At 70.8% G+C, this 18,862-nt stretch carries 22 protein-coding genes and 3 tRNA genes; 20 read left to right on the top strand and 5 right to left on the bottom strand.

Annotation, left to right across the window (positions count from 1 at the left end; translation table 11 throughout):
• The first annotated feature begins 24 nt into the window (after positions 1-24).
• Positions 25-249 (top strand): hypothetical protein, encoded by a 225-nt coding sequence (locus tag LMU33_RS17245; protein ID WP_228621255.1) that lies wholly within the window; start codon positions 25-27, stop codon positions 247-249.
• Positions 250-290: 41 nt separating this feature from the next.
• Positions 291-503, top strand: a complete 213-nt coding sequence (locus tag LMU33_RS17240) for a hypothetical protein (RefSeq protein ID WP_228621254.1) — start codon at positions 291-293, stop codon at positions 501-503.
• 127 nt (positions 504-630) lie between these two features.
• Here LMU33_RS17240 and LMU33_RS17235 read toward each other — a convergent pair whose 3' ends face one another.
• Together LMU33_RS17235 and LMU33_RS17230 are read right to left on the bottom strand one after the other, a co-directional pair.
• Positions 631-1,287, bottom strand: a complete 657-nt coding sequence (locus LMU33_RS17235) for an SDR family oxidoreductase (RefSeq protein ID WP_228621253.1) — start codon at positions 1,285-1,287, stop codon at positions 631-633.
• 294 nt (positions 1,288-1,581) lie between these two features.
• Positions 1,582-2,844 carry an amidohydrolase family protein gene (locus tag LMU33_RS17230; protein ID WP_228621252.1) on the bottom strand — a complete coding sequence of 421 codons (1,263 nt, stop codon included), beginning with the start codon at positions 2,842-2,844 and terminating at the stop codon, positions 1,582-1,584.
• Positions 2,845-3,240: 396 nt separating this feature from the next.
• On the opposite strand from LMU33_RS17230, the gene LMU33_RS17225 reads away from it, so the two are divergent.
• The 9 genes from LMU33_RS17225 (at position 3,241) to LMU33_RS17185 (ending at position 9,190) form a co-directional block, all read left to right on the top strand.
• Positions 3,241-3,313: transfer RNA gene (locus LMU33_RS17225), tRNA-Thr, on the top strand.
• Positions 3,314-3,359: 46 nt separating this feature from the next.
• Positions 3,360-3,432 (top strand) — tRNA-Met (locus tag LMU33_RS17220).
• A 91-nt stretch (positions 3,433-3,523) separates the two neighbouring features.
• Entirely contained in the window at positions 3,524-3,688 is a 165-nt protein-coding gene (gene rpmG / locus LMU33_RS17215; RefSeq protein WP_003948671.1) for a 50S ribosomal protein L33, read from the top strand.
• Between the two features lie 183 nt (positions 3,689-3,871).
• The gene (locus LMU33_RS17210) at positions 3,872-4,324 is read left to right on the top strand and encodes a MaoC family dehydratase N-terminal domain-containing protein (protein WP_228621251.1); all 453 of its coding nucleotides are present in this window, start codon (positions 3,872-3,874) and stop codon (positions 4,322-4,324) included.
• A gap of 8 nt (positions 4,325-4,332) precedes the next feature.
• The gene (locus LMU33_RS17205; RefSeq protein ID WP_228621250.1) at positions 4,333-4,761 is read left to right on the top strand and encodes a MaoC family dehydratase; all 429 of its coding nucleotides are present in this window, start codon (positions 4,333-4,335) and stop codon (positions 4,759-4,761) included.
• Between the two features lie 114 nt (positions 4,762-4,875).
• Positions 4,876-5,445 carry a TetR/AcrR family transcriptional regulator gene (locus LMU33_RS17200; protein WP_228621249.1) on the top strand — a complete coding sequence of 190 codons (570 nt, stop codon included), beginning with the start codon at positions 4,876-4,878 and terminating at the stop codon, positions 5,443-5,445.
• A gap of 86 nt (positions 5,446-5,531) precedes the next feature.
• Positions 5,532-7,079 (top strand): DHA2 family efflux MFS transporter permease subunit, encoded by a 1,548-nt coding sequence (locus LMU33_RS17195; protein WP_228621248.1) that lies wholly within the window; start codon positions 5,532-5,534, stop codon positions 7,077-7,079.
• A 44-nt stretch (positions 7,080-7,123) separates the two neighbouring features.
• A complete protein-coding gene (locus tag LMU33_RS17190; RefSeq protein ID WP_228621247.1) occupies positions 7,124-7,513 on the top strand; it encodes a DUF3291 domain-containing protein in 390 nt (129 codons plus the stop codon).
• 621 nt (positions 7,514-8,134) lie between these two features.
• Positions 8,135-9,190 (top strand): UDP-N-acetylmuramate dehydrogenase, encoded by a 1,056-nt coding sequence (locus LMU33_RS17185; protein ID WP_228621246.1) that lies wholly within the window; start codon positions 8,135-8,137, stop codon positions 9,188-9,190.
• Positions 9,191-9,209: 19 nt separating this feature from the next.
• Here LMU33_RS17185 and LMU33_RS17180 read toward each other — a convergent pair whose 3' ends face one another.
• On the bottom strand, positions 9,210-9,842 hold the full coding sequence (locus tag LMU33_RS17180; RefSeq protein WP_228621245.1) for an NAD(P)-dependent oxidoreductase: 633 nt from the start codon (positions 9,840-9,842) through the stop codon (positions 9,210-9,212).
• A gap of 103 nt (positions 9,843-9,945) precedes the next feature.
• On the opposite strand from LMU33_RS17180, the gene LMU33_RS17175 reads away from it, so the two are divergent.
• Entirely contained in the window at positions 9,946-10,557 is a 612-nt protein-coding gene (locus tag LMU33_RS17175) for a TetR/AcrR family transcriptional regulator (RefSeq protein WP_228621244.1), read from the top strand.
• 136 nt (positions 10,558-10,693) lie between these two features.
• On the opposite strand, the gene LMU33_RS17170 is transcribed toward LMU33_RS17175, so the two are convergent.
• On the bottom strand, positions 10,694-11,734 hold the full coding sequence (locus tag LMU33_RS17170) for an adenosine deaminase (protein WP_228621243.1): 1,041 nt from the start codon (positions 11,732-11,734) through the stop codon (positions 10,694-10,696).
• 123 nt (positions 11,735-11,857) lie between these two features.
• Positions 11,858-13,084, bottom strand: coding sequence for a pyridoxal phosphate-dependent aminotransferase (locus LMU33_RS17165; RefSeq protein ID WP_228621242.1), 1,227 nt, complete (start codon positions 13,082-13,084; stop codon positions 11,858-11,860).
• A 262-nt stretch (positions 13,085-13,346) separates the two neighbouring features.
• Here LMU33_RS17165 and LMU33_RS17160 point away from each other — a divergent pair.
• The 8 genes from LMU33_RS17160 (at position 13,347) to rplL (ending at position 18,635) form a co-directional block, all read left to right on the top strand.
• A tRNA-Trp gene (locus LMU33_RS17160) sits at positions 13,347-13,419 on the top strand.
• A 106-nt stretch (positions 13,420-13,525) separates the two neighbouring features.
• Complete coding sequence (secE, locus tag LMU33_RS17155) at positions 13,526-13,813, top strand: preprotein translocase subunit SecE (protein ID WP_023547417.1); 288 nt, start codon at positions 13,526-13,528, stop codon at positions 13,811-13,813.
• Between the two features lie 80 nt (positions 13,814-13,893).
• Positions 13,894-14,754 carry a transcription termination/antitermination protein NusG gene (nusG, locus tag LMU33_RS17150; protein WP_228621241.1) on the top strand — a complete coding sequence of 287 codons (861 nt, stop codon included), beginning with the start codon at positions 13,894-13,896 and terminating at the stop codon, positions 14,752-14,754.
• 170 nt (positions 14,755-14,924) lie between these two features.
• On the top strand, positions 14,925-15,359 hold the full coding sequence (gene rplK / locus LMU33_RS17145) for a 50S ribosomal protein L11 (RefSeq protein WP_037858373.1): 435 nt from the start codon (positions 14,925-14,927) through the stop codon (positions 15,357-15,359).
• 99 nt (positions 15,360-15,458) lie between these two features.
• The gene (gene rplA / locus LMU33_RS17140; RefSeq protein WP_228621240.1) at positions 15,459-16,184 is read left to right on the top strand and encodes a 50S ribosomal protein L1; all 726 of its coding nucleotides are present in this window, start codon (positions 15,459-15,461) and stop codon (positions 16,182-16,184) included.
• A 164-nt stretch (positions 16,185-16,348) separates the two neighbouring features.
• The gene (locus LMU33_RS17135) at positions 16,349-17,308 is read left to right on the top strand and encodes an SCO4651 family lipoprotein (RefSeq protein WP_228621239.1); all 960 of its coding nucleotides are present in this window, start codon (positions 16,349-16,351) and stop codon (positions 17,306-17,308) included.
• A 296-nt stretch (positions 17,309-17,604) separates the two neighbouring features.
• Positions 17,605-18,135, top strand: a complete 531-nt coding sequence (gene rplJ, locus LMU33_RS17130) for a 50S ribosomal protein L10 (RefSeq protein WP_069779227.1) — start codon at positions 17,605-17,607, stop codon at positions 18,133-18,135.
• 116 nt (positions 18,136-18,251) lie between these two features.
• Complete coding sequence (gene rplL / locus LMU33_RS17125) at positions 18,252-18,635, top strand: 50S ribosomal protein L7/L12 (protein WP_228621238.1); 384 nt, start codon at positions 18,252-18,254, stop codon at positions 18,633-18,635.
• Positions 18,636-18,862: the final 227 nt, after the last annotated feature.

The raw sequence follows: 18,862 nt of genomic DNA, 5'->3' as shown, positions 1-18,862 counted from the left end.
GGCGGTCCGGACGATGCTGGAGCCATGCCCGGGAAACGACCCATCATCGTGCACCTGCCGTCCCCGACCGGCGGCCGCCGGGTCCGGGTGGACGGCGAGATCCTCGGCCTGGCGCACAACGTGGGGGACCTGGTGGAGTTCCTGCGCCGCGCCGGGCTGGAGATCGAGCCGGAGCAGGTGGCCGAGTCGCCGCTGATCGACTGGCGCGGGGTGGGCCCCGACCGCTGGGAGGCCGAGACCCGCACCTGACCGTGGTGCCGCGTCGGCGCCGGTGCGGGCACACTGACGGCATGTCCTCCCGACGCAGAACCTGCCCTGTGTGCCACCGCGACATCGCCGTGGTCGCGGGCCGCTACGCGCGGCACGACCCGCCCGGGGCGCGGGAGAACGGGGAGCTCGTCTCCTGCGCCGGGTCGCGGCAGCAGGCACAACTCGGGGCCGTCCAGCCGGCGTTGGACGGGTACGCCGTACCGGAGTTTCCCGGGCAGTTGCCTCTGTTCTGAGTCACTGAGAGACGGAGGGGGCGGCTTTGCTTGTGTTCGGGGGCGCGGGGGACCTGACGGAGTGGCAGGTCGACGGTGACGAGGACGTGGTGGCGGGACCTGTCCGTTCAACGGCCGGTGGCCGGCCTCAGTTCCCGGCCACCGACTTCACCGCCACCGACACCGGCGTCGATCCGCTGATCAGCTCCAGCGTCAGCCCGGTCGTCGCCGGGGTGTCCACCAACTCCGCGAGTACGGCCGCCACATCGTCCCGGGGGATCGCACCGCGCCCGGTGTGCGCTTCCAGACGCACCTGACCGGTGCCGGCGTCGTCCGTCAGCGAGCCGGGGCGCAGGATCGTCCAGTCCAGGGCCTCCTGGCGGGTGACGTACGCGTCCGCCTCGCCCTTGGCGCGCAGGTACGCGTCGAAGACACCGTCGCCCTGGTGAGCGGGATCCGCGCCCATCGAGGACACGACCAGGAAACGGCGCACGCGCGCGCGAACGGCCGCGTCCGCGAACAGCACCGCCGCGCCCCGGTCCACCGTCTCCTTGCGGGCCGCCCCGCTGCCCGGGCCCGCGCCGGCCGCGAAGACCGCCGCGTCGGCGCCCTGCAGGTGCGCCGCGACCCCCTCCACGGAGGCGGACTCCAGGTCGAGCAGCACCGGTTCGGCGCCGGCCTCCCGCAGATCGTCGCCCTGTTCGGACCTGCGGATGATCCCCGCCACCTCGTCCCCGCGCGCGGAGAGCAGGCGCTCCAGCCGCAGCGCGATCTGACCATGACCCCCAGCGATGACAATGCGCATGAATCCGACCGTACGCCGGACGGGGCGCATCCGCCGCGTGAGTTGACCGGCGTGGCAGGACCGCGCCGGGCACGCGCCCCTCGGCACGCGCCGGGCCTGCACCCGCCGGCCCGCGCCGGGCGCGACGCGAATGGGCACACGCCGGGCGCAAGACGAATGGGCACACGCTGGCGCGCACGCCCATACACGCCCCCGGGTCTCTGGGCGCCCCCCAGATGCACCCCAGGCACCCAGACGCACCCCGGGCCCCCAGCCCACCCCAGGCCCCAGGCCCCCGCCCGAGACCGCGCCCCTTCACGACAAAGCGCCCCGCCCCTGTCGCGGCAACCCGAGTTCCGCCGTGGCCGCCGAGTTGCAGTACTCGCGTACCGCGCTCGTGCGGGCCACCACCCGTCCCCGGTGGACCACGATCCGGCTGTAAGCCAGGGACAGGGCGCCGGACAGGCGGCTGCCGCGTACGGCGAGGAGGTCGGCGGGGAAGCCCGCCTCCACGCGTACCTCCGGCAGGCCCAGCGTCGCGCGGGCCGAGGAGCTGACGGCGTCGTAGGCGTCCTCGGGGCGCAGGCCGTGGGCGGAGGCGAGGAGATAGGCCGCCTCCAGGGGGTCACCCCGGCCGACGGGGTTGGCGGCGTCCCGCAGGGCGCCGCTGCCGGCCGACACCCGCACCCCGGCCGCGCGCAGCAGCCGTACCGGAGCGGCGCCGCGGCGGTCCGTTTCGCAGCAGCCGCCCTGGGGCAGGCACACCACCGTCACACCGGCCGCCGCGAGCTGGTCGGCCGCGCGGGAGGCGGCCTCGGTGGGCAGCCGCGCGAGACCGGCGCACGGCCCGATCGTCACGCCGGGGCGCAGGCCCCCGGCCATGGCCGCGAGCCGGGACAACCGGGCGGGGTCGGAGGCGTCCGTGTGCAGGTCCACCGGGCAGCCGTGCTCGGATGCGACCTCCAGGACGGTCTCCACATAGCCCGTGGGATCGGGGTCCAGGTCGGGACAGCCGCCCACCACCGAGGCGCCCATCTTGAGGGCGTCGCGCAGCATCGCCAGCCCGTCGGCCCCGGCCACACCGGTCAGCAACCGTGGCATCGCCACCGTCGTCAGCTCGGCGAGTCCCCGCAGCGAACGCCGCGCCTGCAGGACGGCGCCCAGCGCGCCGAGCCCCTGCACATCGCCCACGCGCACGTGCGCGCGTGCCGCCGTCGCCCCGTGCCCGAGCTGCAGCAGGGCCGCCTCGGTCGCCCGGCGCTGGACGTCCTCGGGGGCGTACGACGCCGGGCCGGGGCGCTCGGCGGACAGCGCGGTGTCTCCGTGGGCGTGCGGCTCGGCCGGGGCCGGCAGGAGCAGGTAGCCACTCAGGTCCACGCGCGTGGCGCCCGTCCGCGCGGGTCCCGCCGCCAGGCTGCCGGCCGTGCCCACCGCCTCGATGCGCCCGCCGCCCAGCCTTACGTCCACCGTCCGGCCGTCGGTGAGCCGCGCCCCGCACAGCAGCAGGGCGGCCGGGGCGGACTTGCCCGAGGAACCCGAGTTCGACGGTGGGTGGGGCTGCGGCTGGCTGTCGGGCATCGCGCTCCAGGATCGGTGCCGGGGGCTCGGGCGGGCCCGCGTGAGACATCCGGGGCCCGGGCCCCAAGATCACGCAGAGCGAGTCGAGCCTAGGGTGGCGAGCCGCGCCGGGCGCGCAGGAGCGCAATAGTCGTACCGGTGTGGTCCGCCCTTGGCGGTACGCATGTCGCCCACCCGCGTGGACCCCGCTCTCCCCGCCGACGCCCACGCGCGCGTGCACCGCTTGTGGCGGTCGGCGGCCCGTCGGCCGTGCTGCCCTTGGCGATCAGCTACTGCCTCCCGGGCCCCGCCATGCGCCCGATGAGGCCGCTGCGAGCCCTGGGCCGGGGGTGGTCGCGGGCTGCCGGATACGGATTTGGGTGAACGGCGGCGGACCGTGTAATGTCTTCATCGCTCGCCCCAATAGCTCAGTCGGCAGAGCGTCTCCATGGTAAGGAGAAGGTCAACGGTTCGATTCCGTTTTGGGGCTCTGGTGTGAGAGGTTCCCGCCGAAAGGCGGGGTCCGATCGCATCACAGCGGTGTAGCTCAGTCGGTAGAGCAAGCGGCTCATAATCGCTGTGTCACCGGTTCAAGTCCGGTCACCGCTACTGACAGTAGCCGATTGCGGGGTCGGTCCTTCGATCGGCTACTCTTTCTTGCGTTGAATCTAGTCCATCCGTTCGTCTTAGGAGCACTCACGTGGCTGCCACCGACGTCCGCCCGAAGATCACGCTGGCCTGCGTGGAGTGCAAGGAGCGGAACTACATCACCAAGAAGAACCGGCGTAACAACCCGGATCGTCTTGAGATGAAGAAGCACTGCCCGCGTTGCAACGCGCACACCGCGCACCGCGAAACGCGATAAACAGGCTCGTCCGCGAGGCCGTCCCCTTCCGAGGGGGCGGCCTCGCGGCGTTTCACCGCTTCACCGGCGCTCCGGCGCCCCCGCGCTCCGGCGGCCGGGGCCTCGCCGTCCCCCCGCGCATTCCCCGGCGCGGATTCCGGCTAATTTGGGGCCATCACAGCAGACATCAGGAGGTGCCGGGCCATGGCGCTCGACCAGTCCTTCGTGGGACGGACCTACCCGCCCACCACGCCCTATGAGGTGGGCCGGGAGAAGATCCGCGAGTTCGCCGAGGCGGTGGGCGAGACCAACCCGGTCTACACGGACCCGGAGGCCGCGAAGGCGTTCGGTCATTCCGACGTGATCGCCCCGCCGACATTTGTGTTCGCCATCACCTTCCCGGCCGCGGGACAGATCGTCGAGGACCCGCAGCTCGGTCTCGACTACAGCCGCGTGGTGCACGGCGACCAGAAGTTCGCCTACAGCCGCCCCGTGCGCGCCGGCGACCGGCTCACGGTCACCTCCAGCATCGAGGGGATCAAGTCCCTGGCGGGCAACGACATCCTGGACATCCGCGGTGAGGTGCACGACGAGGCCGGAGAGCACGTCGTGACGGCCTGGACCAAGCTCGTGGCCCGCGCGGCCGAGGGGGCGTGAGGAACCTGATGACGGCGAAGATCGCGTACGACGACGTCGAGGTCGGCACCGAACTGCCGGCGCAGACCTTCCCCGTGACCCGCGCCACGCTCGTGCGTTACGCGGGTGCCTCCGGGGACTTCAACCCGATCCACTGGAACGAGAAGTTCGCCAAGGAGGTCGGCCTGCCGGACGTCATCGCGCACGGCATGTTCACCATGGCCGAGGCGATCCGGGTGGTCACCGACTGGACCGGGGACCCCGGCGCGGTCATGGAATACGGCGTCCGCTTCACCAAGCCCGTCGTCGTACCGAACGACGACAAGGGCGCCCTGATCGAGGTCAGCGGCAAGGTCGCGGCCAAGCTGGGCGACAACGCCGTGCGCGTGGACCTGACGGCGACCAGCGGCGGCCAGAAGGTACTGGGCATGTCCCGGGCGGTCGTACGGCTGGCCTGACGACTCCACCGGAACCGGTGACGTAAGGGGCGTCCTCCCTGGCGGGGCGCCCCTTACGCGTATCTCGGCCGACCGGGCTTGCCAAGTTAGTGATTGAGCACTAACTTACTTCTCATGGTCAGGATGAGCGCAGAGGAGCGACGCGAGAGCGTCATTCGCGCGGCGATCGCGGAGTTCGCGCAGAAGGGCTACTACGGCACTTCCACGGAGGCGATCGCGAGTCGCGTGGGTGTGTCGCAGCCGTACCTCTTCCGGCTCTTCGCAGGCAAGAAGGCGATCTTCGCCGCCGCGTCGCTGCGCTGCGTGGAGGACACCTGCCGGGTCTTCGAGGAGGCGGCAGCGGGGCTGGAGGGCGAGGAGGCCCTGCACGCCATGGCGAACGCCTATGTGCGGTTGATCACGGAGCAGCCCGAGCGGCTGCAGATGCAGATGCAGACCTACATCACGGTCGCGGCGGCCGAGGCGGAGGGTGACCACGAGTTCGGCGAGGCCGTACGGGCCTCCTGGATGAAGCTCTGGAACACCGTTCACCTGCCGCTGGGGGCGGACGACAACGAGACCACGACCTTCCTGGCGTACGGGATGCTCATCAACACCCTCACGGCCATGGGGTTTCCGCCGGATCACCGGGTCTGGCAGGGGATGTATCCGTCGGCCCGGCTCACCGGCCGGCTGGAGAAGTAGCGGAACGAGGCGGGTTGTCCTGCCTCTTTTTCCTGCCCACGAAAGTTAGTCATCAATAACTAACTAGATCGCTCTCTGGGGGAGAGATGTCACAGCACACCGCGACGAGGGCGGGGCGCGGAAGCGCCGCCTGGGCCCTCGTCATCACCAGCGTCGCCGGCTTCATGGCGGCCCTCGACAACCTCGTCGTCACCACCGCCCTGCCCTCCATCCGCAAGGATCTCGGCGGTGCGCTGGACGACCTCGAGTGGACCGTGAGCGCCTACACGCTCACCTTCGCCGTCCTGCTGATGTTCGGCGCGGCCCTCGGCGACCGCTTCGGGCGCCGTCGGCTCTTCATCGCCGGACTCACGGTCTTCACCGGCGCCTCCGCCGCCGCGGCCATGGCCCCCGGCATCGGCTCCCTGATCGCGGCCCGCGCGGTCCAGGGTGTCGGCGCGGCCGTGATGATGCCGCTGACGCTGACCCTGCTGACCGCGGCCGTGCCCGCCGCCAAGCGCGGGATGATGTACGGCATCTGGGGCGCCGTCAACGGGCTCGCCGTCGCCTCCGGGCCGCTCATCGGCGGCAGCCTCACCGAGCACGTGTCCTGGCACTGGATCTTCTGGCTGAACGTGCCGCTCGGCCTGATCACGCTGCCGCTCGCCCGTCTCCGCCTCGCCGAGTCCTACGGCACCGGCGCCCGGCTCGACGTCCCCGGCACCCTGCTCGCCAGCGGCGGCCTCTTCGGGATCGTCTACGGCCTGGTCCGCGGCCCCGCCGACGGCTGGACCGACACCGTGGTCCTCACCTCGCTGTTCGCGGGCGGCGCGCTGCTGACCGGGTTCGTCCTGTACAGCTCCCGCGCAGCCCACCCCATGCTGCCGATGCGGCTGTTCCGGTCCCGCGCCTTCTCCGGCATCAACGCGGCCAGCCTGCTGATGTTCGTCGGCATGTTCGGCTCGATCTTCCTGCTCAGCCAGTACATGCAGGGCGTGCTCGGCTACTCGCCCACCGAGGCGGGTCTCAGGATGCTGCCCTGGACCGGCATGCCGATGCTCGTCGCGCCGATCGCCGGGATCCTCTCCGACCGCATCGGCGGCCGTCCGGTCGTCGCCGCGGGCCTGTTCCTGCAGGCCGCAGGCCTCGGCTACATGGCCGCCGTCGCCACCGCGGACGCCTCCTACGCCGCCCAGCTGCCCGCCCTGGTCATCAGCGGGATCGGCATGGCCCTGTACTTCGCTCCGGCCGCCAACCTGGTGATGTCCAGCGTCCGCCCGCAGGAGCAGGGCATCGCCTCCGGCGCCAACAACGCGCTGCGTGAGGTGGGCGGGGCGCTCGGCATCGCGGTGATGTCGTCGATCTTCTCCGCACAGGGCGGCTACGAGAGCGCACAGAGCTTCGTCGACGGCCTGCGGCCCGCCCTGGTCACCGGCTCGGCGGTGGTCGCCCTCGCCGCGGTCGCGGCCCTGGTGATCCCGGCCCGGCGCAGCGCCGCCCGCCTCGCCGTCGCGGGCGACGTGCAGACGCCCGCGACTGCCCTGGAGGCCGCCGCTGCCGCCGAGGCTCCCGCCCTGGAGACCACCGCGCCGACGACCACCGCGCCGGAGACCGCCGCCGCGGTGACCAGCGCCGTGAAGAGCACCGCCCGCTGAGACCCGGACCCCGAGCCTCGCCTCGCTCACCGAAGGAGTTCGTGATGCCCGCTCTCCCCGCTCTTCCGTGGATCGTGCCGAACACCCCGCCGCAGGACACCGAGGTGCACGTCTTCGCCTCGCGCTTCGAGACCCGTTCCCTGTGGGGCGCCCTCCGCTTCCTCGCCCGCACCCCGGCCGTGTGGCGGCAGGTCGGCAAGGCGCCCGGCGCGTACGGGGCCTCCCTCAAGGCACAGCCCCTGCGGCGGACCTTCTGGACACTGTCCGCCTGGGAGTCCGCCGAGGCGCTGAAGGCCTTCGCCCGCTCCGGTGTCCACCGGCCCGCCTCCCGCGGGCTGGCTTCGCAGATGCGCGACGCCGCGTTCGCCACCTGGCAGACCACCAGCGACCAACTGCCGGTGAGCTGGGAGGAGGCGGAGCGGCGGCTCACGTAGACCGTCGGCAGGCAGTCACGGTACGTCGCCTACGCGCGCGTGGCCTTCGTGAGGAGCCACGCGCGCGTGTAGGTGTGTCGGGGGTTCACGCGCGCGTGCCCCTGTGCAGTTGTGCAGTCGTTCACGCGCGCGTGCATGCCTGTCGGCGCGTGCGGGTTGGCGGGGAGCGGCTGGGCGAGGCCGGCGTCGGACCAAAGCGTCGCGATGCGAGGGCCGTTCCGGCCGACCCGCGCGGGGACAGGACCGAAAGTCCCACCGCACCGCAACGCCGCTCTCGGCGACTTACGGAGAGGTCGGCCGGAATCGGAGGTGGCACAGTGCCGACGCCGCCCCGCCCCGCCGCCCCGCTCCCGGCCGGCCGGTGGAGAAGCCCCGCCCCGGCCGGTGGAGGAGCCCGTCGGTGCCTGCCCAGCCGGATGAGGAGCCCCAGTGCCCGCCCAGCCGGGCACGGACTCCCACTTCGGTCCGGCAATGGCGAGGAACCGCGGCCGCGCCCACCGGCGCCGCCGTCGACCCGGATCTGTGCCGAGAGGCAAGGCGCCCCCGCCGTCCCGCCGCAGTGCCGTGACCGCCGCCCGCGCGGATGCGGTGCTGTCGGGGCCGTCTCGTAGTCTTGGGCCCGTGCAGGTACTCCACGACGCCCCTCTTGCCCCGCTGACCACCTTCCGGCTGGGCGGTCCCGCGACGCGGCTGGTCACTGCGGTGACCGACGCCGAGGTGATCGCCGCCGTCCGTGAGGCCGACGACAGCGGGACGCCGCTGCTGGTCGTCGGCGGTGGATCGAACCTGGTCATCGGCGACAAGGGCTTCGACGGCACCGCCCTGCGCATCGCCACGCGCGGTGTCGAGCTGCGCGGCACGACGCTGGAGCTGGCGGCCGGCGAGGTGTGGACGGACGCCGTCGCCCGCACGGTCGAGGCCGGGCTCGCCGGCGTCGAGTGCCTGGCCGGCATCCCCGGGTCCGCGGGCGCCACGCCGATCCAGAACGTGGGCGCCTACGGCCAGGAGGTCTCCTCCACCATCACCGAGGTCATCGCCTACGACCGGCGCGCCGGCGAGACCGTCACGCTGACGAACGAGGAGTGCGCCTTTTCGTACCGCCACAGCCGCTTCAAGGCCGATCCCGAGCGCTATGTCGTGCTGCGCGTCCGCTTCGAGCTGGAGGACGCGGGCGGGCTCTCCGCGCCCGTCAAGTACGCCGAGGCGGCGCGCGCGCTCGGCGTCGAACCGGGGGACCGGGTGCCGCTGGCCGACGCCCGCGAGACCGTGCTGAAGCTGCGCGCCGGTAAGGGCATGGTGCTCGACCCCGAGGACCACGACACGTGGTCCGCCGGGTCCTTCTTCACCAACCCGATCCTCACCGACGAGCAGTTCGCCGCGTTCCACGCGCGCGTGCGCGAGCGGCTGGGCGACGGCGTGGAGCCGCCCGCCTACCCGGCGGGGCAGGGCCGTACGAAGACCTCTGCGGCCTGGCTGATCGACAAGGCGGGCTTCACCAAGGGCTACGGCACCGGACCGGCCCGCATCTCCACCAAGCACACCCTCGCCCTCACCAACCGGGGCGACGCCACCACCGAGGACCTGCTGGCCCTGGCCCGTGAGGTGGTCGCCGGCGTCCGCGAGGCCTTCGGCATCACGCTGGTCAACGAGCCGGTGACGGTCGGCGTCAACCTCTGACGGCACGAACGGCAGTGGCCTAGTACGCCACCCCCACCCCCTGCTTCACCGTCCCCGCGTCGTCGATCATCGCCAGCATCGCGTGTGCCACGTCGGCGCGCGCGATGAAACGGCCCTGGCGCGGGAAGCCGCCGACGGCGGTGCGGTAGCGGCCGGTGAGCGGCTTGTTCTGCAGGCGCGGCGGCCGTACGGAGGTCCAGTCCGTGCCGCTGCGGACCAGCTCGGTCTCCATCCCGCGCAGATCGGTGTAGACGTCCTTCAGGACGGCCGACACCAGGCCGCGCATCGCACGGTCCAGCGCGCCGTCGCCCTCGGGGGCGGGGCCGACGGGACCGGCGCTGACCACGAGCAGCCGTCGTACGCCCTCCGCCTCCATGGCGCGCAGCACCGTACGGGTCAGCCGGGTGGCGACCCCGGCGTCCTTGCGGCTGCGCGCGCCCAGGCCGGAGAGGACCGCGTCCCGGCCCCGGACGGCGGTGCGCAGTTCCTCGGGGTCGGTGAGGTCGGTGCGGAACACCTGCAGCGTGTTCCCCGTGACGTCGAGCCGGGCCGGATCGCGGACCACGGCCGTCACCCGGTGGCCGGCGCCGAGCGCCTGGCGGACGATCTCCCGGCCGATGCCGCCGGTGGCGCCGAAAACGGTGAGGTTCATGAGTGCTCCCGTACTCGGGACTGGTGGGTGAGTGTTCACTCACCCCTGCTGACTCTAGAGTGGGTAAGCACTCACCCACCCGTCAAGCCCGATTGGACGTCCCATGGAGCCGAAGCCGGCGCGTGTCCGCATCCTCGACGCCGCCCACGAGCTCATGCTCACCGTCGGACTCGCCCGCACCACCACCAAGGAGATCGCCCGCGCGGCCGGCTGCTCCGAAGCGGCCCTCTACAAGTACTTCGACAGCAAGGAGGACCTGTTCGTGCGCGTCCTCGCCGAGCGGCTGCCCCGGCTCACACCCCTCCTCAACAGCCTCGCCGCGAAACCGGGACAGGACACCCTGGAGGGCAACCTCACCGAGATCGCCCGCCAGGCCGCCCTCTTCTACGAGCAGAGCTTCCCGATCGCCGCCTCCCTGTACGCCGAGACCCAGCTCAAACGGCGCCATGACGACGCCCTGCGCACGCTCGGTTCCGGCCCCCACCGGCCCATCCAGGACCTGGACGCCTACCTGCGCGCGGAGCAGGCCGTCGGCCGGGTCCGCGCCGACGCCGACACCTTCGCGGCCGCCTCCCTGCTGCTGGGGGCCTGCGCGCAGCGTGCCTTCGCCTACGACGCGACCGACACGGGGGAGCGGCCGTCGGTCGACGCGTTCGCCGCGCGGCTCGCGCGGACACTGCTGGGCGGAATCTCCGTTGCGCCGCCCTCAGCGTGAGCTTCACGCTGAGGGCATGACAACCGCCCACGCGATCACGGCCGTATGCGGCTGAGCCTGCGCGAGTTCCGGCCCCGCACCGTCCCCGCGGTCGACTTACTGGTCTGTTTCAATCCCTGTCCGCCCTACGCCCACTTCAGACGGCCGGGCGGGCCAGCCACTCGTCCACGCCGGCCAGCAGCCGTTCCCTGATGTCCTGCGGGGCGGCCGAACCCCGCACCGACTGCCGGGCCAGCTCGGCGAGCTCGGCGTCCGAGAAGCCGTGCGCGTGCCGGGCGATCTCGTACTGGGCGGCCAGCCGGGAGCCGAACAGCAGCGGGTCGTCGGCGCCGAGGGCCATCGGAACGCCCGCCTCGAAGAAGGCCCGCAGCGGGACGTCCTCGGGCTTCTCGTACACGCCGAGCGCCACGTTCGACGCCGGGCACACCTCGCAGGTCACCTGCCGGTCCGCCAGCCGCTTCAGCAGCCGGGGGTCCTCCGCCGCGCGCACTCCGTGCCCGATCCGCGAGGCGTGCAGGTCGTCCAGGCAGTCGCGCACCGACGCCGGGCCGGTCAGCTCGCCGCCGTGCGGGGCCGACAGCAGGCCGCCTTCGCGCGCGATGTGGAAGGCCCGGTCGAAGTCCCGCGCCATGCCCCGCCGCTCGTCGTTGGAGAGCCCGAAACCGACCACGCCACGGTCCGCGTACCGCACCGCCAGGCGGGCCAGCGTACGGGCGTCCAAGGGGTGCTTCATGCGGTTGGCGGCGACCAGCACGCGCATGCCGAGCCCGGTCTCCCGGGACGTCGTGTCCACGGCGTCCAGGATGATCTCCAGCGCGGGGATCAGACCGCCCAGCCGGGGCGCGTACGACGTCGGGTCCACCTGGATCTCCAGCCAGCCCGAACCGTCCTTCACGTCCTCCTCGGCGGCCTCCCGGACCAGGCGCTGGATGTCCTCCGGCCGGCGCAGGCAGGAGCGCGCCGCGTCGTAGAGCCGCTGGAAACGGAACCAGCCCCGCTCGTCGGTGGCCCGCAGCCTGGGCGGTTCGCCGCTGGTCAGGGCCTCGGTCAGGGCCTCGGGCAGATGCACGCCGTACTTGTCGGCCAGCTCCAGGACGGTTCCCGGCCGCATCGAACCGGTGAAGTGCAGGTGCAGATGGGCTTTCGGCAGCTCAGAGAGATCACGTACACGCTCCATTCCCAGATCCTGCCGTACGTCCCTGCCGTACCGGTAGCCGTTTCCCCGTACGTGGTCTTGCTCGCACAAACGAACAGGGGCACCCCGAACCCTCAGGGCGCCCCTGTCCAAAAATGGACCGGCTCAGGCCTTGGCCTCCGCCAGCAGCTTCTGGAGGCGGCTCACGCCCTCGACGAGGTCCTCGTCACCCAGCGCGTACGACAGCCGCAGGTAACCCGGCGTGCCGAAGGCCTCGCCCGGGACGACCGCGACCTCGACCTCCTCCAGGATCAGCGCGGCCAGCTCGACCGTGTCCTGCGGCCGCTTGCCGCGGATCTCCCTGCCGAGCAGGGCCTTGACCGACGGGTAGGCGTAGAAGGCGCCCTCGGGCTCCGGGCAGACAACGCCGTCGATCTCGTTGAGCATCCGCACGATCGTCCTGCGGCGCCGGTCGAAGGCCTCGCGCATCTTCGCCACGGCCTCCAGGTCACCGGAGACGGCGGCCAGGGCGGCCACCTGGGCCACGTTGGAGACGTTGGAGGTGGCGTGCGACTGCAGGTTGGTCGCGGCCTTGACGACATCCTTCGGGCCGATGACCCAGCCCACGCGCCAGCCGGTCATGGCGTACGTCTTCGCCACACCGTTGACCACGATGCACTTGTCGCGCAGCTCGGGCAGCAGCGCCGGCAGGGACACCGCGGCGGCGTCGCCGTAGACCAGGTGCTCGTAGATCTCGTCGGTGAGCACCCACAGGCCGTGCTCCACCGCCCAGCGGCCGATCGCCTCGGTCTCGGCCTCGGAGTACACCGCGCCGGTCGGGTTGGACGGGGAGACGAAGAGTACGACCTTGGTCTTCTCCGTGCGCGCCGCCTCCAGCTGCTCGACCGAGACGCGGTAGCCGGTCGTCTCGTCGGCCACGACCTCCACCGGGACACCGCCGGCCAGGCGGATCGACTCCGGGTACGTCGTCCAGTACGGCGCCGGGACGATGACCTCGTCGCCCGGGTCGAGGATCGCGGCGAACGCCTCGTAGATGGCCTGCTTGCCGCCGTTGGTGACGAGGATCTGCGAGACGTCGGGCTCCCAGCCGGAGTCGCGCAGCGTCTTCGCGGCGATGGCGGCCTTCAGCTCGGGCAGCCCGCCGGCGGGCGTGTAGCGGTGGTACTTGGGGTTCTTGCAGGCCTCTACGGCCGCCTCGACGATGTAGTCCGGGGTCGGGAAGTCGGGCTCGCCGGCGCCGAAGCCGATCACCGGACGCCCGGCGGCCTTCAGGGCCTTGGCCTTGGCGTCCACGGCGAGGGTGGCGGACTCGGAGATCGCGCCGACTCGGGCGGAGACCCGGCGCTCGGTGGGTGGGGTTGCAGCGCTCATGGAGCCCATCGTTCCAGACCGGAAATGTCCCCGGCACACGGGTTTCACGGACTGAACAACCAGGGGTCGATGCGTGAACACGGGTCCGAATCCGGCCCCCGGCCAGGACGATCTTTGGTCAACCGGCCCTGGACGGGCGCTTTCTGTTCGACGCCGGGCCGCGGACCACGTACACTCTCACCTCGTTGGCCTTCAGCAGCCGCCGCCGAAACCGGTGCACACCTCGCACCCGGCCGGATGCGGTACGTTGGGGGACACACAAAGGGTCGTAGCTCAATTGGTAGAGCACCGGTCTCCAAAACCGGCGGTTGGGGGTTCAAGTCCCTCCGGCCCTGCTACACACACCGCCAGGATGTGTGCGCATGTACGTACAGCAATGCACCGCCGTGCGGCTCAGAAACCGGGCGCGGCACGGCCACGACCCGGGACCAGGTGAGGACAATGACGGACGCCGTGGGCTCCATCGACACGCCTGATGCCCAGGACGAGGCGCTCGAGTCCAAGAAGAAGGCCCGCAAGGGCGGCAAGCGCGCCAAGAAGGGCCCGCTGAAGCGCCTCGCCACCTTCTACCGCCAGATCATCGCGGAACTCCGCAAGGTCGTCTGGCCGACGCGCAACCAGCTGACGTCGTACACCACAGTGGTGATCTTCTTCGTCGCCATCATGATCGCGCTGGTGACCGTGATTGACTATGGGCTCAACCACGCGGCCAAGTACGTCTTCGGCTGAGCCAAGAGCGAAGGGCGCCGTGGCACCGGCGCCCGTTTTCGCATGTTCCACCCCTATGTATCCAGGAAGAAGCAGCCATCGTGTCTGACCCGAACCTGAACGACGACGCCATCGAGCCTCGCGGTACCGCTGCCGAGATGGTGGACGACGAGCTCGACATCGTCGAGGGCGCGGACGAGCAGGACGAGTTCGAGGCTGCCGAGGCCGAGGCGGGGGAGCCGGCCGAAGAGGCTGCCCTGAACGTCGAGGACGAGGACGAAGAGGACGAGGAAGCCGGCGAGGAGGCTGCCGCCGAGGCCGCCGAGGAGGAGCCGGCCGCGCCCGTCGACCCCGTCGAGGCCCTGCGCGAGGAACTGCGCTCCCTGCCCGGCGAGTGGTACGTCATCCACACCTACGCCGGCTACGAGAACCGCGTGAAGACCAACCTGGAGCAGCGCGCCGTCTCGCTGAACGTCGAGGACTACATCTTCCAGGCCGAGGTGCCGCAGGAGGAGGTCGTCCAGATCAAGAACGGCGACCGCAAGACGATCAAGCAGAACAAGCTGCCGGGTTACGTCCTGGTCCGCATGGACCTGACCAACGAGTCCTGGGGTGTCGTCCGCAACACCCCGGGCGTCACCGGCTTCGTCGGCAACGCCTACGACCCGTACCCGCTGACCCTGGACGAGATCGTCAAGATGCTCGCCCCGGAGGCCGAGGAGAAGGCCGCCCGCGAGGCCGCCGAGGCCGAGGGCAAGCCCGCCCCGCAGCGCAAGGTCGAGGTCCAGGTGCTGGACTTCGAGGTCGGCGACTCGGTCACCGTCACCGACGGCCCGTTCGCCACCCTGCAGGCGACCATCAACGAGATCAACCCCGACTCGAAGAAGGTCAAGGGCCTGGTGGAGATCTTCGGCCGCGAGACGCCGGTCGAGCTGTCCTTCGACCAGATCCAGAAGAACTAGTCCATTTCTGGACGTCGCTCTTCCGCGCAGGTCAGGCGGGCTGTCTCAGCCGGTCTGACCTGCTCGGTTTTTGGCCGCGCATCTATACCCGTTATCGTTGTGCGGTATGCCTGCGTCAGGATCGCGATCCTCGCGCGGGCATGGACCCGAATGAAAGGACCCGGAGAGCAATGCCTCCCAAGAAGAAGAAGGTCACGGGGCTCATCAAGCTCCAGATCAACGCCGGTGCCGCGAACCCGGCCCCGCCGGTCGGCCCCGCGCTGGGTCAGCACGGCGTCAACATCATGGAGTTCTGCAAGGCGTACAACGCCGCGACCGAGTCGCAGCGTGGCTGGGTGATCCCGGTGGAGATCACGGTCTACGAGGACCGCTCCTTCACCTTCGTCACCAAGACGCCGCCGGCCGCGAAGATGATCCTCAAGGCCGCTGGTGTGGAGAAGGGCTCCGGCGAGCCGCACAAGACCAAGGTCGCCAAGATCACCGAGGCGCAGGTCCGCGAGATCGCCCAGACCAAGCTCCCCGACCTCAACGCCAACGACCTGGACGCCGCGTCGAAGATCATCGCCGGCACCGCCCGTTCCATGGGCATCACGGTCGAGGGCTGACCTCACCCCCAGTACGTCATGCGGCCGTAACCGGTCGCACGTGGCAGGGCCTGCTCGGCCCAGAGACCACGACTCCTTCAGAACACACAGGAGCAAGTTGTGAGCAAGCGCAGCAAGGCTCTCCGCGCTGCGGACGCCAAGGTCGACCGGGAGAAGCTGTACGCCCCGCTCGAGGCCGTCCGTCTCGCCAAGGAGACCTCCACGACCAAGTTCGACGCCACCGTCGAGGTCGCCTTCCGTCTGGGTGTCGACCCGCGCAAGGCCGACCAGATGGTCCGTGGCACCGTGAACCTTCCGCACGGCACCGGTAAGACCGCCCGGGTCCTGGTCTTCGCGACCGGCGACCGTGCCGAGGCCGCGCGTGCCGCGGGCGCCGACATCGTCGGCGCCGACGAGCTGATCGACGAGGTCTCGAAGGGCCGCCTGGACTTCGACGCCGTCGTCGCCACCCCGGACCTCATGGGCAAGGTCGGCCGCCTCGGCCGCGTCCTCGGCCCGCGTGGTCTGATGCCGAACCCGAAGACCGGCACCGTCACCCCCGACGTCGCCAAGGCCGTCACCGACATCAAGGGCGGCAAGATCGAGTTCCGCGTCGACAAGCACTCGAACCTGCACTTCATCATCGGCAAGGCGTCCTTCGACGACGCCAAGCTGGTGGAGAACTACGGCGCCGCGCTGGAGGAGATCCTCCGTCTGAAGCCGTCCGCCGCCAAGGGTCGCTACCTCAAGAAGGCCGCCATCACCACCACGATGGGCCCCGGCATCCCGGTCGACCCGAACCGCACCCGCAACCTCCTCACCGAGGAGGACCCGGCCGCCGTCTGAGCCCTCCGCTCAGCCCGGTAGCCGCGTCAGGTACGCGTGAGCAAGGGCGGGCCCTGCAACCTTCCAGGTGCGGGGCCCGTCCTTTCTTTGTGCGAACTTTCGTACGACTGTCAGTGGCCTGAGTTACGTTGCAGACACACGATTTGTCATAGGGGTGGGACCAGATGAAGAGCACGACCGTCCGCCGTACGGCCCTTTCCGTAGCCGCTGTCGCCGCGCTGACCTCGGTGGCGGCCTGCGGCTCCTCCTCCGGCCCGGGCAAGGGTGACAAGGCGGCGGCAAACGGCGGCACGATCCACGTCAGCCCCATCGCCGTCGTCCTGCGCACCACCGAGCAGTCCACCGACAAGGCGGAATCGGCGAAGGTGCGCTCCAGCACCACCCTGGGCACGGTCATGTCACTGAGCGCGACCGGGGAGGTGTCCTGGGCCGGCGGCCTCAAGGGCGACCTCACCCTCACCTACACCGGCGGCAGGCTCGGCGAGGCCATGCGCAAGGCCGGCACGCCGTCCTCGGAGGCCCGGTATCTGCCGGACGCCGTCTACGGCAGGGTGGGCGGCAAGTTCGCCGAGCAGACCGGCAAGCACTGGATCCGGTACAGCTACGCCGACCTCACCAAGATCACCGGCGGCGCCACGCCCAACCTCCAGGACCAGGCGCGGACCACCACGCCGTACCAGTCGGTGCAGATGCTGCTGGCCTCGCACGACGTGAAGAAGGTCGGCAGGGAGGACGTCTCCGGCGTCCGGGTCACGCACTACTCCGGCACCATCGACGTCGCCGACTTCGCCCGCAGGAACGGCAACCTGAGCGCCTCCCGGCTGGCCGAGCTCAAGCGGCAGCTCGACAAGACGGGCATCACCACGGAGACCGTCGACATCTGGATCAACGACCAGAACCTCCTGGTCAAGAAGACCGAGAAGGCCGACACGGCGTACGGCGCCATGACCAACACCACCTACTTCAGCGACTACGGCGTGAAGGTCTCCCCCGAGGCGCCCCCGGCGAGCGACACCAAGGACTTCAAGGACCTGATGAAGTCCCTCGGCGTCCCCGGTTCGGGCAGGACGTCGAGCGGTTCCGGCACCAGTGTTCCCGGGGCGGGCAGCGGCATCAGCTCCTGACCTCACCGGGGCCGGGGCCCGATTTGCTCGATGGCGCCCCGGTCCCGTACTCTCCTACTGAAGCCAAAGACCGCTGGTCGTTGCCGCGCGCTTGAACGAGGGCGCGGTGGCCGAAGGATCCGCTGAAAAGTGGGCGACCCGCGCAGGTGACAGTGGAAGAACTCCCGGAGTGCGCGCGCCGAGCGCGTGTGCGACCGGTCGAGTCCGCCCCGTGCGCCTGCGCCGGGGCGTTTCGTTTCCCCAGTCCTCCTTCGGGTCCGCGCGGTCCGAATCACCCGGAAGGAGGCCGAGGCTCTATGGCGAGGCCCGACAAGGCTGCCGCGGTTGCGGAGCTGACGGACAAGTTCCGCAGCTCCAACGCCGCCGTGCTGACCGAGTACCGCGGTCTCACCGTGGCGCAGCTCAAGACGCTGCGCCGGTCGCTCGGTGAGAACGCCCAGTACGCCGTGGTGAAGAACACGCTGACCAAGATTGCGGCCAAGGAGGCCGGGATCACGCTGGAGGACCAGCTCTTCGCTGGCCCGACGGCCGTCGCCTTCGTCACCGGTGACCCGGTGGAGTCGGCGAAGGGTCTGCGTGACTTCGCCAAGGACAACCCCAATCTCGTCATCAAGGGCGGTGTCCTCGAGGGCAAGGCCCTCTCCGCCGACGAGATCAAGAAGCTTGCGGACCTCGAGTCCCGCGAGGTTCTGCTCAGCAAGCTGGCCGGTGCCTTCAAGGGCAAGCAGTCCCAGGCTGCTCAGCTCTTCCAGGCGCTGCCGTCGAAGCTCGTCCGCACCGTGGACGCGCTGCGCGCCAAGCAGGCCGAGCAGGGCGGTGCCGAGTAATTCGGCTCGCTTTCTGATCCTGGCCGCATGAGGCGGCGAGGGTCTCAGCGGGCCGACGTACGCCCGCCTTACCCAGTACATCCGGCACCTGCCGATTGAGTGGAAGGACCGCCATCATGGCGAAGCTCACCCAGGACGAGCTGCTTGCCCAGTTCGAGGAGATGACCCTCATCGAGCTCTCCGAGTTCGTGAAGGCCTTCGAGGAGAAGTTCGACGTCACCGCCGCCGCCGCGGTCGCCGTTGCCGGCCCCGCCGGCCCGGCCGCCCCGGCCGAGGCCGAGGAGGAGAAGGACGAGTTCGACGTCATCCTCACCGGCGCCGGCGACAAGAAGATCCAGGTCATCAAGGTCGTGCGTGAGCTGACCTCCCTGGGTCTGAAGGAGGCCAAGGACCTCGTCGACGGCACCCCGAAGCCGGTCCTCGAGAAGGTCAACAAGGAAGCCGCCGAGAAGGCCGCCGAGTCCCTCAAGGCCGCCGGCGCCTCCGTCGAGGTCAAGTAAGACCTTCCGGGTCCCGCGACACGCAGGACCCGACTGCGCGCAGAAATTCAGTCCCGTAGGGCTGTAACGCGAACGCACCGAAGGGCGATCATCCATCCGGGTGGTCGCCCTTCGGCGTTCCCCGGGGCCCGGCCTGGCCTGCCTTGCACCTGTGTTCGTGAGGGGTAAGGTGATCTTCGCCGTGTCTCCGGATGCCCGGTTCCCCGCAAGGGGGCCCTTGACGAACC

The sequence above is a fragment of the Streptomyces barringtoniae genome (genome assembly GCF_020819595.1).
GTDB lineage: Bacteria > Actinomycetota > Actinomycetes > Streptomycetales > Streptomycetaceae > Streptomyces > Streptomyces barringtoniae.
The sequence above is the reverse complement of the archived record's forward strand: the minus strand, read 5'-3'. Positions and strand labels throughout refer to the sequence as shown.

What these genes read in the sequence shown, in the direction of transcription:
- rplK (WP_037858373.1), top strand. Translation starts at nt 14,925, where the DNA reads ATGCCTCCCAAGAAGAAGAAGGTCACGGGGCTCATCAAGCTCCAGATC.
- rplJ (WP_069779227.1), top strand. Translation starts at nt 17,605, where the DNA reads ATGGCGAGGCCCGACAAGGCTGCCGCGGTTGCGGAGCTGACGGACAAG.
- LMU33_RS17240 (WP_228621254.1), top strand. Translation starts at nt 291, where the DNA reads ATGTCCTCCCGACGCAGAACCTGCCCTGTGTGCCACCGCGACATCGCC.
- LMU33_RS17235 (WP_228621253.1), bottom strand. Translation starts at nt 1,287, where the DNA reads ATGCGCATTGTCATCGCTGGGGGTCATGGTCAGATCGCGCTGCGGCTG.
- LMU33_RS17195 (WP_228621248.1), top strand. Translation starts at nt 5,532, where the DNA reads ATGTCACAGCACACCGCGACGAGGGCGGGGCGCGGAAGCGCCGCCTGG.
- LMU33_RS17135 (WP_228621239.1), top strand. Translation starts at nt 16,349, where the DNA reads ATGAAGAGCACGACCGTCCGCCGTACGGCCCTTTCCGTAGCCGCTGTC.
- LMU33_RS17230 (WP_228621252.1), bottom strand. Translation starts at nt 2,844, where the DNA reads ATGCCCGACAGCCAGCCGCAGCCCCACCCACCGTCGAACTCGGGTTCC.
- LMU33_RS17210 (WP_228621251.1), top strand. Translation starts at nt 3,872, where the DNA reads ATGGCGCTCGACCAGTCCTTCGTGGGACGGACCTACCCGCCCACCACG.
- rplL (WP_228621238.1), top strand. Translation starts at nt 18,252, where the DNA reads ATGGCGAAGCTCACCCAGGACGAGCTGCTTGCCCAGTTCGAGGAGATG.
- LMU33_RS17200 (WP_228621249.1), top strand. Translation starts at nt 4,876, where the DNA reads ATGGTCAGGATGAGCGCAGAGGAGCGACGCGAGAGCGTCATTCGCGCG.
- LMU33_RS17205 (WP_228621250.1), top strand. Translation starts at nt 4,333, where the DNA reads ATGACGGCGAAGATCGCGTACGACGACGTCGAGGTCGGCACCGAACTG.
- secE (WP_023547417.1), top strand. Translation starts at nt 13,526, where the DNA reads ATGACGGACGCCGTGGGCTCCATCGACACGCCTGATGCCCAGGACGAG.
- LMU33_RS17175 (WP_228621244.1), top strand. Translation starts at nt 9,946, where the DNA reads ATGGAGCCGAAGCCGGCGCGTGTCCGCATCCTCGACGCCGCCCACGAG.
- LMU33_RS17190 (WP_228621247.1), top strand. Translation starts at nt 7,124, where the DNA reads ATGCCCGCTCTCCCCGCTCTTCCGTGGATCGTGCCGAACACCCCGCCG.
- LMU33_RS17170 (WP_228621243.1), bottom strand. Translation starts at nt 11,734, where the DNA reads ATGGAGCGTGTACGTGATCTCTCTGAGCTGCCGAAAGCCCATCTGCAC.
- LMU33_RS17165 (WP_228621242.1), bottom strand. Translation starts at nt 13,084, where the DNA reads ATGAGCGCTGCAACCCCACCCACCGAGCGCCGGGTCTCCGCCCGAGTC.
- LMU33_RS17245 (WP_228621255.1), top strand. Translation starts at nt 25, where the DNA reads ATGCCCGGGAAACGACCCATCATCGTGCACCTGCCGTCCCCGACCGGC.
- LMU33_RS17180 (WP_228621245.1), bottom strand. Translation starts at nt 9,842, where the DNA reads ATGAACCTCACCGTTTTCGGCGCCACCGGCGGCATCGGCCGGGAGATC.